This is a genomic window from Arthrobacter sp., from assembly GCF_031988865.1.
GTDB lineage: Bacteria > Actinomycetota > Actinomycetes > Actinomycetales > Micrococcaceae > Arthrobacter_B.
Genome location: NZ_DALZXY010000083.1, coordinates 1 through 16,073 on the forward strand (window position 1 = coordinate 1; position 16,073 = coordinate 16,073).

At 66.8% G+C, this 16,073-nt stretch carries 11 protein-coding genes; 8 read left to right on the top strand and 3 right to left on the bottom strand.

Annotated features, from left to right (window positions below; genetic code table 11):
- The 8 genes from RTN46_RS13560 to RTN46_RS13595 all read left to right on the top strand — a co-directional run.
- Nucleotides 1-234, top strand: a 234-nt coding sequence (locus tag RTN46_RS13560) for a hypothetical protein (RefSeq protein WP_312182138.1), incomplete at its 5' end; no start/stop codon positions are given.
- Nucleotides 231-2,309, top strand: coding sequence for a glycosyltransferase (locus RTN46_RS13565; RefSeq protein ID WP_312182139.1), 2,079 nt, complete (start codon nucleotides 231-233; stop codon nucleotides 2,307-2,309). The genes RTN46_RS13560 and RTN46_RS13565, both read left to right, overlap by 4 nt.
- Complete coding sequence (locus RTN46_RS13570; RefSeq protein ID WP_312182141.1) at nucleotides 2,306-4,303, top strand: glycosyltransferase; 1,998 nt, start codon at nucleotides 2,306-2,308, stop codon at nucleotides 4,301-4,303. The genes RTN46_RS13565 and RTN46_RS13570 overlap by 4 nt, the downstream gene beginning before the upstream one ends.
- Nucleotides 4,300-5,076 carry a hypothetical protein gene (locus RTN46_RS13575; protein ID WP_312182143.1) on the top strand — a complete coding sequence of 259 codons (777 nt, stop codon included), beginning with the start codon at nucleotides 4,300-4,302 and terminating at the stop codon, nucleotides 5,074-5,076. The genes RTN46_RS13570 and RTN46_RS13575 overlap by 4 nt, the downstream gene beginning before the upstream one ends.
- Nucleotides 5,073-5,741 (top strand): hypothetical protein, encoded by a 669-nt coding sequence (locus tag RTN46_RS13580; protein ID WP_312182145.1) that lies wholly within the window; start codon nucleotides 5,073-5,075, stop codon nucleotides 5,739-5,741. Before RTN46_RS13575 ends, RTN46_RS13580 begins: the two co-directional genes overlap by 4 nt.
- Nucleotides 5,729-7,078 carry an O-antigen ligase family protein gene (locus RTN46_RS13585; protein WP_312182146.1) on the top strand — a complete coding sequence of 450 codons (1,350 nt, stop codon included), beginning with the start codon at nucleotides 5,729-5,731 and terminating at the stop codon, nucleotides 7,076-7,078. Before RTN46_RS13580 ends, RTN46_RS13585 begins: the two co-directional genes overlap by 13 nt.
- Nucleotides 7,075-8,394, top strand: a complete 1,320-nt coding sequence (locus tag RTN46_RS13590; protein WP_312182148.1) for a hypothetical protein — start codon at nucleotides 7,075-7,077, stop codon at nucleotides 8,392-8,394. The genes RTN46_RS13585 and RTN46_RS13590 overlap by 4 nt, the downstream gene beginning before the upstream one ends.
- A 142-nt stretch (nucleotides 8,395-8,536) precedes the next feature.
- Nucleotides 8,537-13,030 carry a DUF4082 domain-containing protein gene (locus tag RTN46_RS13595; protein ID WP_312182150.1) on the top strand — a complete coding sequence of 1,498 codons (4,494 nt, stop codon included), beginning with the start codon at nucleotides 8,537-8,539 and terminating at the stop codon, nucleotides 13,028-13,030.
- Between the two features lie 34 nt (nucleotides 13,031-13,064).
- Here RTN46_RS13595 and RTN46_RS13600 read toward each other — a convergent pair whose 3' ends face one another.
- The 3 genes from RTN46_RS13600 to RTN46_RS13610 form a co-directional block, all read right to left on the bottom strand.
- A complete protein-coding gene (locus RTN46_RS13600; protein ID WP_312182151.1) occupies nucleotides 13,065-14,135 on the bottom strand; it encodes a hypothetical protein in 1,071 nt (356 codons plus the stop codon).
- Complete coding sequence (locus tag RTN46_RS13605) at nucleotides 14,132-15,427, bottom strand: MFS transporter (RefSeq protein ID WP_312182152.1); 1,296 nt, start codon at nucleotides 15,425-15,427, stop codon at nucleotides 14,132-14,134. The genes RTN46_RS13600 and RTN46_RS13605 overlap by 4 nt, the downstream gene beginning before the upstream one ends.
- A gap of 6 nt (nucleotides 15,428-15,433) precedes the next feature.
- Nucleotides 15,434-16,073, bottom strand: a 640-nt coding sequence (locus RTN46_RS13610; RefSeq protein ID WP_312182153.1) for a hypothetical protein, incomplete at its 5' end; no start/stop codon positions are given.

Below are 16,073 nucleotides of genomic sequence, written 5' to 3' on the forward strand. Positions count from 1 at the left end.
GCCACAGCCGCCGGCCTGCTGGCTCTGGTTGGAGCCGGCGCAGCCAACAGCGACTTTATGAGGCTGCTGGTTGGCGGCTTGTCCGGATGCGCCGCCTACGCCGTGTTGAGCGCGCCCATGCTCCGGCGGGTGCTGCCCGCGAGCATGAGCGGGCGGGCCGGCACGCTGCTGGCCGCCTATGACCGTATCCAACTGCCGCTGCGCCATGGGCGGCACCAAAAGGAGACAGCATGAGTACCGCGCCCAACGATCGGCCACGGCTGCTGCTGTTCCGCTGGACACGGCCGGGACTCCCCGCGTTCCTCAACCGGCATCTGGATGAACATGTCCAGACTCTCGGGCACTTCTTCGACGTGCGGGTGATCGACAGGGACTGTGACTACGGGGCCGAATGCGATGCGTTCGAGCCCGCGCTGAGCGTCTTCGAATCCGGTGTCTACGCGGGGGAGCGGCGGATCCGCAATACCGGCAGCCGTCCGGACATTCCCAAGCTGGGTTTCCTGCATTCCGACGCCTATGACCTGGCCCGGGCCGTCTTTCTCTCCGACATGGAACGCTGGGGAGTGGCGGACTTCTTCACGAACTCGGTGTCCATGGCGGAATACACTCCGGAAATCGCGGACCGCCTCTTCGTCTGGCCAAATGCAGTTGATCCCGCGGTGTTCCGGCGCTATCCCGGGGCGAAAAACATCCCGGTGCTCTTCACCGGCAGCCAGGAACGGCACTATCCCTGGCGCAACGCCGTCGGCCGGGTTCTTTCACAGCGTTTCGCCACCATGACCATGCCGCACTACGGCTGGGGCAGCGGCGCCGGCCGCACCGTGCATGGTGCCGAATATGCCCGCCTGCTCAGTGCCAGCGTTTTTGTCCCGGCCTGCGGGAGTATGTCCCGGGACCTCGTCCGCAAGCATCTGGAAATTCCTGCCGCCGGGGCCTGCCTGGTCGCCGAGGACACACCGGCGCTGGCCGCCTTCGGATTCGTGGACATGGAAAACTGTGTCCTGGGCGGGCCTGCGGAGATCGCGGACAAACTCGATGTCCTGTTTGCCGACCCAGACAGGCTGGAGGGCATCGTCCGGGCCGGACACGACCTGGCGCATACCCGCCATGTGCAGGCGTCCCGAAGCCAGGTCCTCGAATGGCTCCAGCTCACCGCCCGCCGCACGCCCGGACAACGGATCATCCAGGCCGGCCCCGCCGGCAGCCTGATGCTTGCTCCCGCCGGCCAACGCCCTGCCGCCTTCAGCGTGGGCGGCAGGGACCGCGGGTTCCTGGCTGCGGGCTGGCGCAGCCTGGATGGACAGGACCTCGACGGCGCCCGCAGGGAATTCCTCAAGTGCCTGAACTTCTATTTCATCCCCGAAGCCATCACCGGACTGGCGTTCACCGAATTAGCGTCCGGCAACGCCCAGACAGCCCGGGACTGGACTACCCAGGCACTGACGGACACCTTCACCGACCGGAATGCCCCGGACCCGGATCCCGTTCTCTGGGCCACACATATCCGGACCCTGCTGTGCTCCGGGGAACACGGCCAGGCCCAGGCTGCCGCCGGTAGGTTCCCAGAACTGCGCCATTCGGAGCTCGACCGGATACGCCGGGCCCTGGGGGTGCCATTCACCGGGACTGCACCGGCCCGGGCGTCGATTTGCCCGCCGCCGGTGCGTTCGGATGAGCAGTGGGAACAGGAATTGGCCAAGCAGCTTCAGGCCTGCGGTACGGCGTCGGGCCCGGCATCGCGCCTCCCACCGCTCCAGCTGATTAATCAGCGGGTGCGCCGCCGCCTCCGCTGGCAGCTGCGGACCGGCCCGGTTAAGGAGGTCCGGCTGCGGCTCTCACCCATCAAACAGAAGCTGCTCGGCGATGACTGGTCCCGGACCATTACCGACCTGGTGCGGCGCGAGGGCCTGGACGAAGCAGTCCAGTTCGGGGCGCCCGCTAATGACCGCTCGCAGCGCGCCCTGCGCAGGGGCCTGGACCTGAACCCGTCCCTGCCCCCGCTCACGATTGTTACCAGCGGGCAAACGCCCCGTACGGAAACCCACGGAAACAGGGTGCTCGCCTATGTGGCCGATCCCGCAGCGGTTGCCGGCGCCACGGATTTCCTCGCCGGATGTTCCCTGGTCATCATCAACGGCACCTCGGAGCCGGAGGGCTACCGGCTTCTGGCGGAATTGACGGCTGGAAACAGGCTGGTGCTGCTGGCCCATGAGCCGCTGCTGGGCCGGATCATGCTCAGCGGCGCAGCCGGTCCCTCCCAGCCCGGCGCAGGACTGGACCGACCAGTTACGACGGGGAGGACCAGATGAGACCAACGACTCCGCTGCTGTGGATAGCAGGCACGCCGTGGGACGCAATCGCGGGCACGGAGAAACAGCTGGCCACCGCCCTGGCCGCGCACCGCGACGTTATCTGGGCCGACCCGCCGGCACCGGTGCTGGGCGATCGGGCCAAGGGCATCCTCCCTTCCCGGGAAACTGTGCACCCGGGAGTGGAACGCCTCACCGTGCCCGTTCCCCCTGGTGCCACGCGTCCCGTGGTGCGGCTCGTGGCCGAACGAATCCTGCGGCGGGCACTGCTCAAGATGCGCTCACCCAGCCCCGGGGCCGTCGTCGTCGCCGGACCCATGGCCCGTTTCCCGCGCGGGGCCGCGGGTATCAGAGTGTTTTTCGTGACCGATGACTGGCTCGCCGGTGCTGCCCTGATGGGGCTGCCGGCGGGCAGGATCCGGCGCTGCATGGAATACAACCTCCGGGAAGCGGATTTGGTGGTGGCGGTCTCACCCTACCTGGCTGCCCAGTTGCAGCAGATCGTTCCCGGGACGGAGGTGATGGTGCTGCCCAACGGCTGCCTGACGCCGTCGGACGGCCAGGCCCAAACACGCCGGCCGGGAGCGGCGCTGGTGGGCCAGCTCAACGAGCGGCTGGACCTGGAGATACTCCAAGCCGTGGTGGCATCCGGGACGGCCCTGACCGTCATTGGCCCACGCACCGAACGCGACCCCGCCGTGGGTGCCGGCCTTGATGACCTGCTCAGCCACAACAACGTGACCTGGCTGGGGGAAATGTCAGCTGCCGCGGCCGCGGAGCAGCTGGAAACAGTCACGGTAGGGATTACTCCTTACAGTGACACGCCCTTCAACCGTGCCAGCTTCCCGCTCAAGACCCTGGACTACCTGTCCGCCGGCCTGCCGGTGGTGGCTACCGATCTGCCGGCCGCCCGCTGGCTGAACTCCGGGCACATCCTGCTTGAAGACGGCGCCGAAGGTTTCGCAGCAGCGGTGAAGCGGCTCGCCAACGAGACACCGGACCCGGAACAGATCCGGATGCGCCAGCAGGCCGCCATGGAGCACTCATGGGGATCGCGGGCCCGGGACCTGCTGCAGGCCATTGAGGCTTCAGCGCCGGCTTTCACGGGTGACCACTTTCTGATCACCCGCTTCAACCTGCCGACCCCCGGAGCGGAGAGCCTGGTACGTGCCCGGGAGGGCTGGCTCCGGGAACGGGCCGGTCTCTTCGAACGCTACTGCCTGGCCTCGGTTGCAGCGCAGACCAATCCCCGCTTTGGCTGGGTCATCTACTTCGACCCCGAAAGTCCGGGGTGGCTCCGGGAAAAAATCAGCGACTGGTCCGCTGGGGGAACGTTTACTCCGGTTTTCCGTGCCTCGGTGAACCGGGCGGAACTTCTTGGCGACCTGCGGGCCGTGGTCCAGGACTCGGGGCAGGTCCCGGGAGAGGCATTGATAACCACGAACCTGGACAACGACGACGGCCTGGCAACCGATTTCGTGGACCGCCTGCAGCGGGCGGCCGGGGAGACAGAACCTGCGCGGGCAGCCCTATACCTGCCCCGGGGACTCATCCTCCACGGCACCTCCCTTTACGCCCGCACCGACCGTACGAATGCGTTCTGTTCCGTGGTGGAGCCATGGGAAGACGCGCTGACGTGCTGGAACGACTGGCACACGATGCTCGGGCGCAGCATGCCGGTGCGGGAAGTACCCGGCCCGCCGGGATGGCTGCAAATTGTCCACGGCGGGAACGTCAGTAACCGGATCCGCGGCCGGCGGACGGCACCGGGACCGCACAGAAGGTCATTCCCCGGGCTGCTGGACTCCGCGCTGCCCGCTTCGGTGCTGGACCAAGCCCGCGAACTTCTCCTGACGCTCCCGCGCCGGGCCGCCAGGGACGGGCTTCGCAGCGCGGTTAAGACCGTGCTGCTGCGCGTGGCCGGCAAGGACGGGTTGGACCGGGTCAAGGAACTGCTCCGCGCCCGCGCGGGAATGGGATCGGGGGAAAGATGAAGGCTCCGCAAAGCCTGCGGGTGATCGCCCGCCGCTGGTATCTGGTTCTGGTCGGTGTGCTGCTGACAGGTGCGCTGTGCGCCGCGGCCAACATGCTGGTCCCGCCGTCCTACGAGGCACAGGGGAGCATGGTGCTTATGCCGCCGTCGGCCGCGGTGGGCGACGCCGGGAACCCGTACCTCCAGCTGGGAGGGATGGGCGAGGCGATGGATGTGCTGGTCCGGCAGACGAACGCCACCGATATCCGCGAACGGGTATTGGAAGACCACCCGTCCGCCACCTACGTCGTGGAGCCGGACCGGACTACCAGCGGATCGATCATTGTGGTGCAGGCAGAGGCGGATACTGCCGCGGAGTCCCTGGAGCTCCTTAACGCCGCCATGGCGACGCTCCCCGCGACGCTCGCCCGGATGCAGGACGAGCTTGGCGTCACAGCGGAGCAGCGGATCGACATCATGCCAGTAGTGATTGCCACGGAGGCGGACCTCAATTTCAAACAGAGCCTCCAGGTCATGGCGCTGGCCGGTTTGGCAGGGTTGGTCGGAACACTGATGTTTACGGCTCTACTGGACGGCCTGCTGATCAGCCGCCGGCAGCGGAAGGCGGGAGCGGCTCCGGCCGGCTCCGCGGTGGCCGGAACCAGCCGCACCGGCCTGCCGGCATCCGGAAACCAGCCGGTCCACGGAACCGGGAGCGGAGCGCCAGATGCCGCCGGGGGTGCACCCGGAACCAACCGGGACGCTGCCCTGGGGAAAGACGCACGGGTCCGGTGACCGCCTCGCAGCTTCTCGGAGTGCTGGCCCGCCGCTGGTACGTCGTCCTGGCCGGAATGTGCTGTATCTGGGCGGCGTACACCGTCCTTGGACAGTCTGGGACGGTGTACGCCGCCCAGGCTGACTACGTTTTTGTGGAGCCAGGGGTTCCGGGGGAAAGCCGCCAGCTGGCTGGGACCGGGACCCAGACGCTGATCGATTTCACGGCGATCGTGGAACGGAAAGTCCTGGCGGGAACCAAACCAGCAAAACTTGCCTCAACCACAGCCTCACTTTTCGGAACCGGGATCCGGGCAGGAACTTCGATCGGCATGCTGGACAGCGGTGGACAGTGGGTACCGTCCTTCGGCCGGCCCGTTCTATCAGTGCAAGTGGCCGCATCGTCCCCGGCCGAGGTAGAGGAAGGCATGGACGCCGTGCTGACCGACGTGCGGCGCGTCAGCGCGGCGCTCCAGGCGGAGACAGCTGCCCAGCCAGGTTCCTTTATCACCGTGGAACGCTCCCCTGAAGACCTGATCATCACGTCTTTCGGTAAAACCCGCACGGGTGAGGTCAAGGCACTGGTCGCGCTTTCGGTGGCAGGGCTGGGGCTATCCTGCGCCGCAGCAGCCGCCACTGACGCGGCGGCTGCCCGCAGGAAAAGGAGAACCCGATGGCAGCGGTAAGCCGTCTCCCGGTCCGGCTGGAGCCCGGACAGGCAGGCGGGAGCACGATGGGGGACGCGGTGTCTTTCCTGACCATTTACCTCATCCTGACCTTGGCCGTTCCCTCCTACCTGACCATCGAAGCCCTTGGCGCCATCGGCAGGCCATCCACGCTGTGGGGGGTGCTCGGACTGTCTTGGTGGGCGTTCGAACGCCTGCGCCGATCCACCCCCCTGGCCGGCGGATCGCCGGTGGTCCGTGCAGTGCTGCTGCTTTTTCTTGCGAGCGTGCTGATCAGCTATGCCATGGCGAATCTGCAGGGAATGCCGCCGAGCGAGTCCACTCCGGCTGACAGCGGACTCGTGCGGGTCGCCGGCTGGGTGGGCATCGCCCTGGTCGCCAACGACGGCGTCACCTCCGTATCCCGCTGGCTCTGCCTCATGCGCCGGTTCGCCCTGATCGGAGGCCTGGCCGCGCTGTTGGGACTGGCTCAGTTCGTCTCCGGGCAGAGCCTGCTTGAATGGATCCAGCTGCCGGGTTTCAGTGCGGACACCGCCTATACCGTCGTCTCCAACCGGGGGGACTTCGTCCGGCCCTCCGGTGCTGCCTCCCAACCACTGGAATACGCCACCGTTCTCTCCATGGTCCTGCCTATCGCCTTGATGCTCGCCCTTACCGAACAGCACCGGAGCTTCGCTGCCCGCTGGTGGCCGGCTGCCGCCGTGGCCCTGATATCGGTGATATCCGGTTCACGTTCGGCGCTCATTGGGGCCGCAGTTGGGGTGCTCGCCCTGGTACCGAGCTGGTCCGCTTCCGTCCGTTTGAAAGCCCTGGCAGCGGCGGCAACCCTGCTCGGAATCGTCTACGTCGGTGTGCCCGGCATGGCGGGAACCATCCGTGGCATGTTCCTGAGCCTGGGCAACGATTCCAGTTCGCTGTCCCGTACGGACAGCTACTCGGTGGCGGTGGAAATAGCCCTGCGGAATGCGTTCTTCGGCCGTGGATTCGGAACGTTCCTGCCGCACTACCGGATTTTCGACAATGGTTACCTCACGGCCCTGGTGGAGCTGGGACTGGTCGGTACCGGTCTGTTGCTCCTCGTATTGGGATGCTCGATGACAGGCGCCCTGCGGACGGCGTTCGCCACGGCACCGCGCGGCAGCACCGTCCGGGCACAGGGGGCAGCGGTTGCGGCGTCCCTCCTGGCCGGCGGGGTTCTGCTGGCCATTTTCGACGGCCTCAATTTCTCCATGTCCGCCGCCCTGCTTTTCCTCATGTCCGGCGCCGCAGGGGCGTTCCGCGGGCTGCACAGTCCGCCGCCGGGACAATCCGCCAGCCAATCCAGGGAGGAACCATGACGGGGCAAAGCGCCATCGGCTGGAGCAGGACGGCCCGGCGGGGAAGCACCGCGGCTTTCTTCGCAGCTGCGCTCGCCGTGGGAATCAGCGGATGCACCGGGGGGACGGATATGCCGGCGGAGGGCCAGGACCAGTCCGGCGACCTCAGGCTGCCGCGCATCCCCTGGGAGGGCGGACCGGACTACTGGTCGGAATACGATAATGCCGAAGCGGCCGGGTGGTCCGATCCGTCCTTCTTCCCGATCGTTGCGTGGCACAACGGCATCAGCAGCAGTGAAGAGGTCCAGTACGACAAGTCGCTGGGGGTCAATACCTACATCGGGCTCTCGGAGGACACAGATTTTCGGCTCTTCGAAGAGAACGACGTGTACTGGATTGGTGACGGGCTCAACCCCACGTTCGCTCCGGACAACCCCAACTGGGTGGGAACCTTCCTTGATGACGAGGTCGATGGGCGGTTCAGCCCGCAGGAGGGACTGCGTCGCCTTGAGGCACGGGCGGACAAGGCACCGCCGGGAATGTTCAAGATGGCGAACTTCACCCAGATGGTCATCAGCACCGACATGCCGGCGAAGGACGCGGAAAACCTGGTCAACGGTCCAACCGATGTCGTGTCGATGGACATGTACTGGTACACCATCCCGCACTGCTCGCTGCAGCCCTACCGCAGCCCTTACCTGGTGCCGATCAGCCAGCCGGCGTGCCGGACGGCGTCGAGCTATGGGCGGGCGGTGGAAGCGCTGCGCATGCGGGATGCGGCAGACGGCGAACTGCAGCCAATCTGGCACTTTGTCGAAAACCTGAACGGTGGTCCCGCGGAGGGCACCTTTTCGGGCTACGCAGGGCCAGGTCCGGTGCAGGGAGCAGTCATGAGCGCGGTGATCAACGAGGCACGCGGCATTCTGTACTTCAACCAGAGCTTCTCCGGCCCCTGCGAAACGTCCAACGTGTTCCGGGCGTCGCAGCTGGACCCCGGCTTCTGCGGACGCGACCAGATCCAGGCCGTGCGGGAAGTGAACACGAAGATCCATGAACTGGCACCGGTCATCAACACCCAGTCCTACGAATACTCCTTCGGCACCGGAACGGACACCATGCTCAAGACCGATGGAACCTATGCCTACGTTTTCGCGATGCTCGACGGCGGCACGGAACCGGGCGCGCGGTCTTTCCAATTGCCGGAAGACGTCCGGGGAAGGGACGTTGAGGTGCTTTTCGAAGACCGCATGCTCCCTTCCGACGGAAACGGCAGCTTTACCGACTCCTTCGACCGGGAATACTCCTTCCACATCTACCGTGTTCCGCTGGCACCGTAGGCGTGGGATTACCTATCCGGCCCCCGGTCCTTGGACCGCAAACCGCGCACAGGCCCGTAGCCGCCCCGCCTTTGCTATCGGCCCGCCGGTCCTACCCTGATGGCGGGCAGTCAACAGCTCCAATCGAGAGACCCGGGACACCATGCACCTAGAACTTGAGGCTCCTGCATCCCCACATCGGAGGCACATCCGCGGAGCGGGCACTGCTGCCCTGGCACTGGCCGCGCTGCTGGTGGCTGCCCAGCTGGTCCTGCTGCAGCCGCTGCCGGCCGCAGCGGCCGGCAACTGTGCCATGGCGGAAAATCCGATTGCCTGCGAAAACGCCAAGCCCGGCGCGGATCCGGAGGAATGGGATATCGAGAAAGCCGGCGACCCCACACTCCAGGGCTTCGCCACCGAGATCAGTGTCAACACGGGGGAGAGCCTCGACTTCAAGGTAAAGACAGATGCCTTGGCGTACAGCATCGATATCTACCGCACGGGGTGGTACCAGGGGCTCGGGGCCCGGCACATCGCCTCAGTGGCTCCGGAGGCCACCCTGCCGCAGCGCCAGCCTGAGTGCCTCAGTGATGTCACCACCGAGTTGGTGGACTGCGGAACCTGGCACCGGTCGGCGGGCTGGACCGTTCCGGCCGACGCCGTGTCCGGGGTGTACGTGGCGCTCCTGCGCCGCCCCGACACGGGCGGGGCCAGCCACATCATCTTCATCGTCCGCAGCGACACTTCCACGGCCGACGTCGTTTTCCAGACGTCGGATCCCACCTGGCAGGCCTACAACACCTACGGCGGATCGGACTTCTACCAGGGAGCTGCCAACGGCAGGGCCTACAAGGTCAGCTACAACCGTCCGATAGCAACCCGCGGGGACAACGACGGGCGGGACTTCTACTTCAGCGCCGAGTTTCCGATGGTCCGTTTCCTGGAAAAGAACGGATACGACGTCACGTACCAGGCCGGCGTTGACACCGACCGCCGCGGCGAAGCACTGAAAAACCATCAGGTGTTCCTTTCCGTGGGGCACGACGAATACTGGTCCGGCGCCCAACGGGCCAACGTCGAAGCGGCCCGGGACGCCGGGGTGAACCTGCAATTCCTGTCGGGAAACGAGATGTATTGGCGGACCCGCTATGAGCCCTCCCCGGTGGACGGCGGCGTCCACCGGACGCTGGTGAGCTACAAGGAAACCTGGGCCAATACCAAGATCGACCCGGCACCTGAGTGGACGGGCACCTGGCGGGACCCCAGGATAGCCCCAGCGTCGCAGGGCGGAGGCGTGCCGGAGAACGCACTGACGGGCACGGCCTATGTGGCAAATTTCTCCGACCTGCCCATTACGGTCAGTGCCGAGGAAGGCCGGTACCGGTTGTGGCGGCACACGGAACTCGCCGCCCAGAGCCCGGGCAGCCGCACCGAACTCGCGCCGCACACTATCGGCTATGAATCTAATGAAGACCTGGACAATGGCTTCCGTCCGCCCGGGCTCGCCAGGCTCTCCACGACGGTGGGACCAACACCGCAGTACCTGCGGGACTACGGAAACACCGTTACCGAAGGTATAACCGAGCATCATCTAACCCAGTACCGGGCGCCGAGTGGGGCGCTGGTGTTCTCGGCGGGCAGCGTTCAGTGGACGTGGGGGCTGGATCGCGAACACGACGGCTGGGGAGCCCCGGCGGATCTGCGGATGCAGCAGGCGCAGGTGAACCTGCTCGCGGACATGGGCGCCCAGCCTGCTTCGCTGGATTCCACCCTCACGGCCACGCCGGCCAGCGGTGATGCCACCGCGCCAACCGCCGTCGTGACCTCCATCCAGCCCGGGATCAATGTTGCCAACGGTGCGCCGGTTACCGTCGCCGGGACTGCTTCGGACACGGGTGGGCAGGTTGCCGGGGTGGAGGTTTCCACCAACGACGGCGAGACCTGGCATGCGGCCGAGGGCACGTCGCAGTGGAGCTACACCTACGTCCAGCACGGCATGGACACCCAGACCGTGCGGGTGCGGGCGATTGATGACAGCGGCAACTTTGATCCAACCGGAGTCTCGGCCCAGCTCACCGTCAACGGTCCGTACACGGTATTCGGGGCCCAGGAACCGGAAACCGCCGACGGCGGCGACGGGTCGGCGGTGGAAGTCGGCATGCGGTTCACGCCGTCGGCCGGCGGATTTATCAGCGGCATCCGCTTCTATAAGGCAGAGGCCAACACCGGACCGCACACCGGGACTCTCTGGGACGCCGCCGGAACAGCGCTCGCCACCGTGAGCTTCACGGGCGGGACCACTTCCGGCTGGCAGCAGGCGATGCTGGCCGAGCCGGTGGCAGTCACCGCCGGATCCGGGTACGTCGTCTCCTACACCGCTCCGTCGGGGCACTATGCCACGGCCCCGGACTACTGGTCTGGACGGGGAAATGCCGCGGCGCCGCTGCTGGTGGCCGGGGGCTTCGGTGCCCCGCCGGCCGGGGTCTACAACACCGTCCCGGGGCGGTTCCCGGCGGACAGCTACCGCAACACGAACTACTTCGTCGACGCTGTCTTCGATACCACCAGCAACGCCCCGCTCTCTGCCTCCTCCCAATTGCCCGCCGACGGCGCGGCCGGCGTTGCGCTGGATACGCGGATTACGGCGGTACTTTCCAAGGAAGTTCTCCGCGAAAGCGTAAGCATGGTGGTGCGGGACGCCGCAGGAACCCCGGTGGAGGGGAGCACACGCTATTCTGCGGCCAGCCGCACAGCGGAGTTCCTGCCGGCGGCTGAGCTGTCCGCAGGGACACAGCATACGGTGGAACTGGCCGCCGTCGACACGGACGGCAACGGGATCGCCTCCGGAGGGACCTGGTCCTTCACCACAACGAGGAGCGCATCTGAGGGGGACTGCCCCTGCAGCCTTTTCAGCGAAGATTCCATCCCCCAGCTGCCACAGCTTTCGGACGGGATCCCGCTGACGCTTGGCGTGGCTTTCCGGCCGGATGCAGCCGGAACCATCACGGGTGTCCGCTTCTACAAAGGACCGGGTAACACCGGCGTCCACACCGGCAGGCTCTTCGGGCCCGGCGGTGCCGAACTGGCAGCTCTAACCTTCAGCGGCGAATCGGCGTCGGGCTGGCAGACTGCCACCTTTCCGGTCCCCGTGCCGGTACAGGCCGGCCAGGAGTACGTCGCGGCCTACACCTCGCCCAACGGTGCCTATTCAGCAAACCTGGGACAGTTCGCCGGCGGATATTCCTATGGTCCGCTCAGCGTGCCCCCTGATGGTGGACGCTTCGTTTACGGAGGCACATACCCGGAACGGTCCTCCAGCTCGGGGTATCTCGTGGATGTCGTCTATGAACGCGGGGCTCCCGGCCTGAGCGTGTCCGCCCGCGCTCCCGCCGCGGGCGCGGCGGGCGTTCCGGTAAACAGCACAGTGTCCGGGACCTTCTCCCACGAGGTTCTGCCTGGTTCCGTAGCCGTCAGTCTCCAGGGCCCGGACGGCCGGGAAGTCTCCGGCCAGACCGGATACGACGCCGGGACCCGGACAGCCACGTTCACTCCGGCGGCAGCATTAACGGGAGCCACGGAGTATACGGTGCGGCTCACGGGCACCGGTGCCGAAGACCTTGTGCCCGACGGCAGCGGGACCTGGACCTTCACCACTGCTGCGGCAAGCACCGAAGGGGAATGCCCCTGCGGCCTGTTCCCGGCGGACACGCTTCCTGCGGTTGCCCAGGTAGCCGACGGGCGGCCGGTGGTGCTGGGGACCGCCTTCCGCTCCTCAGCTGATGGACTCGTCAGCGGTATCCGGTTCTTCAAGGGAGCCGGGAACACCGGTACCCATACCGGAAAACTGTTCGCGGCCGACGGATCGGTGCTCGCATCAGCCACGTTCAGTTCGGAATCCAGCAGCGGATGGCAGAGCGTGAACTTCGATGAGCCTGTCCCGATCCGCGGCGGCAACGAGTACATCGCCGCGTACACCTCTCCCACGGGAACGTATTCGGTCACACCGGGCCAGTTCACCGGGTCCTACAGCTACGGTCCGCTGAGCGTAGATGCTTCCGGAGGGAGGTTCAGCTATGCCGGCGGCTACCCGGGGAGCCCATCGGCGGCGAGTTACCTGGTCGATGTGCTGTTCGACTCCGGCGGGGTACCGCCGGAGGTACCGGATCCGGAGAACGGCTGCCCGTGCAGCCTGTACGCCCAGGCAGACGTTCCGCTGATTGACCGGGTACTGGACGGAACTCCTGTCACCCTGGGCACCGCGTTCTCCGTGGAGGTTCCCGGGCAGATCGGTGCGGTGCGGTTCTACCGGGGCGAGGGGAATACCGGGCCGCATACCGGCTATCTCTATGACGATGCCGGCACGGAACTGGCCCGGGTGTTGTTCGCGGGCGGGACGAATGAGGGCTGGCAGTCAGCAACATTAGACGTGCCGGTCGCGGTCACGCCCGGTACGGAATACACCGTCGCCTACAGCGCGCCGGCGGGGGTCTACTCGGCTACCCCAGGGGGATTCGCCTCCGGCCGGGACCGCCTGCCGCTGCTGGTCCCGGCCAACGGTGGACGCTACTCCTACGCCGGAGGTTTCCCCACCGCTCCCTCGGGATCCAGTTACCTGGTGGACGTAGTCTTCACACGGCCGGACCAGGGGAGCGAATAGAAACGGGAGCCGGTCAGCTGAGGTCCCCGCCGGTTCAACGGACGACGGCGGGAGACCACGCATGTTCAATGAACAGCTCCGGCTCTCCGCCCGCCACGTCCAGCGACCAGATGTCCGAGTCGCCGGAGGAACCGTCCCGCGGGAGTCCGTAGAGCACCGTGCCCTCGTTCAGCCATTCGATTTGGTCATCAACGCTGCGGGACTCTGCCAGGACCGTTTCGTCCAAGCTGTCCAGTTCGAGCACTGCAACCCTCCAGTGCGGCATCGCCGTCCCAGATACCTCTTTCTTGAAGGCGATCCGTTTGCCATCCGGGGAAAGCGAGGGGCACTCAACGCCGTCGCGCAGGGAGACAAGGGTCCGCGCCGCCAGGCTGCCGCGAACCAGCCAATGATGCCCCCCGCTGGCTGCCGTGGCGTAGAACGTGTCGCCGTCGGTGCCGAAGGTGACTCCCCACATGTTCCTGTCCGCCGCTGCGATCTCCCCGCCGTCCACCAGCAGGGTGAAATCCTCGATGTTGCCGTAGTCCTTCCCATTCACCCCAGTGATGCGGGTTTCGGTCGAGAACCCGGTGCCTGCATAGGAGTGCCCCGTGACGAATGCGGTGGAGGCCACCAGGGAACCGTCCGGAGAGATGCGTGTCCTGCTGGGTATGCCGGGAAGTGCCCACGCTGCCAGTTCGTTGCCGTCCGGATCCAGGACGACGTCGGAGAAGGTGGTTTGGATCCCGGCTGTGGTCCGCAGGCAGGAGCGCAAGGACGCGGTGGCGTAGATCCGGTCGCATGCCGTGTCCTCCAGCCGGCGCGGACCATCCGGAAGATCCAGTGACACGGTGCCGATGCGGCCGTAACCTTCGCCTGCGGCCGTGTTACGGAACATCACGTACCCGCCGGCCGCCGTGGACAGCCCCCGGTCCAGTGCGACGTCGGGAGCAGCATTGGAACGGGACTGATAGTCCTGGAACGCCGAAACACCGTAATAGCCGCTCCCGGCCACAACAAGGGCTGTCACCACGGCAAGCATGCGCCAGCGTGCACCCGAATGGGCAGGACCCTCCGGGTGCAGCTGCGGCCGGGAAGCCGGCAGACCGTTGTCCAGGCGGTTCATGCGCTGCCGCCACCTGCCCGGTCAAGCCCCGGTGTGCGCGCGGCAACCATTGGACGGATCAGCCAGGCTGCCGCAGGCAGCACCACGGTCAGGGCCGCGGCAGCAGTCCACAACGCCGTTTCGGGTCCGAGGGTGTACCAAAGGACGCCGAAAGCACTGGAGGCGGCCAGCCGTCCGAGGGCCACCACGCTCTGGGCGGCAGCGATGCCGGTGGCCCGGAGCCGGGCCGGTACCAGCGCGCCCATCATGGCCGACAGGACCCCGTCGGTTGCCGCGTAGAAGGTACCCAGGGCCAGCAGGCAGGCGAGTGTGGAGCCCAGGCCGCCTAATCCGGCACAGGCATAGGCAGCCAGGAGGGCAAGGTGCCCAAGCAGGAAGACCTTGTGGCGTCCCCACCGGTCGGCCGCACGGCCCAGCGGTATGGCGAGGGCAAGATAGGCGGCGTTGGTTCCAACGAACAGCAGCGGGAACCAGACCGGGTTGAATCCGCCGCCGCTGAGCAGGAGCAGATAAAGGAAACCGTCGCCCACGCTGACCAGGGCCAGCAGTCCGGCGGCCAGCAGGAGCCGGCGGACCGGTGCCGGGCTCAGTTCCCGCAGGGCGCTCCGGGCGGATCGGCGCGGCTTAGGTACCGGACCGGGAGCGGGTTCCTTCCGGGCGGCACGGAGGTTGGGAACCAGGAGAACCATCACCGCGAACCCGACGACGGCGGCGCCCAGCGAGAACACGAAGATCGTTGAGTAGCCTCCCGGAAGGACGAGCAGCACGCCGAAGGCCAGCAGCGGCCCGATTGTCGCCCCAACCGTGTCCAGCATTCTGTGTACACCGAAGGACCGGGCCAGATGCTCAGGTTGGGCGGCCGTGGTAATCAGGGCGTCCCGCGGAGCCGTGCGGATGCCCTTGCCGATCCGGTCGAGGGCTATCACCGATGCCACAGCGCCTACGGAAGCGGAGATCAGCAGCCCTGCACGCGCGGCCATGGACAGGCCATAGCCGGCGGCGGCAACCCATTTGGGCCGGTCCACCGTGTCAGAGGTCCACCCCGCGGCTATCCGGACGACGGCGCTGATGCCCTGCTGCAGGCCGTCCAGGAAACCGTAAGCAAGGATGGACAGTCCCAAGGCCCCGGTGAGATAGACCGGCAGCACCGCCGCGACGGCCTCCGAGGAGACATCCGTGAGCAGGCTGACGATGCCCAGCAGGACGATCACCGGGGAGAGCTTGAACGGAACCTGGGCCGGAGAGTTCCGGGTGCGGCGTCGTGCGCGCTGGTCCGCAAGAGAGAGGTACATGGCCGCCTACACTCCGGCGCGCAGTACGGCGAAGACGTAGTAGGACGTCCCCTCCGGACCGGCTCCGGGGCCGATACTGACGGTGACGGCGCTGGAGCCGTAGGACCAGGCGGCAGAGGTGGTACCGCCGGCCGTTTCAGGTGCTCCGGGCTGGAACCCCAGGCTTTCAAAATGGCCGGCGTAGAACGCCAGGATGTCTTCGGGATCCGAGCTGCTGTTCGCGCTCAGCCCGGCTTGGAGAGTGTTGCCGGAAGACATGATGGAGGAGCTCAGTACCACCGCTCCCGGAGAGAGCGGAACCAGTTGCGTTGGAAAGGCTTCCACTAACCGGTGCTCGGCCGCGTTGGCAGGTGGAAGCGGCAGGGTCAGCAGCACGTTCGCCTCTGGAACCGCGCGCGAGGCCGGGAGCGTTTCCGCTCCGGTGCCAGCGGATCCCGGCGGCACTTCCAACTGACGTTCCGGGTCGTCAGACGCGGGCGGCGGCAGGGCGCTGGGCGCCGCGGCGGAGTCCTCAGGGGAGCGCTCACCGGGAGCCTGTTCACTGCCCCGAGCCTGGTCACTGCCCGAAGTCTGGCTGCCTTCCTCGGCGTCCTGAGTCGCGGGGCCGGAGTCGGCGCCAGGGCCGGGGCCGGAGTCGGCGCCAGGG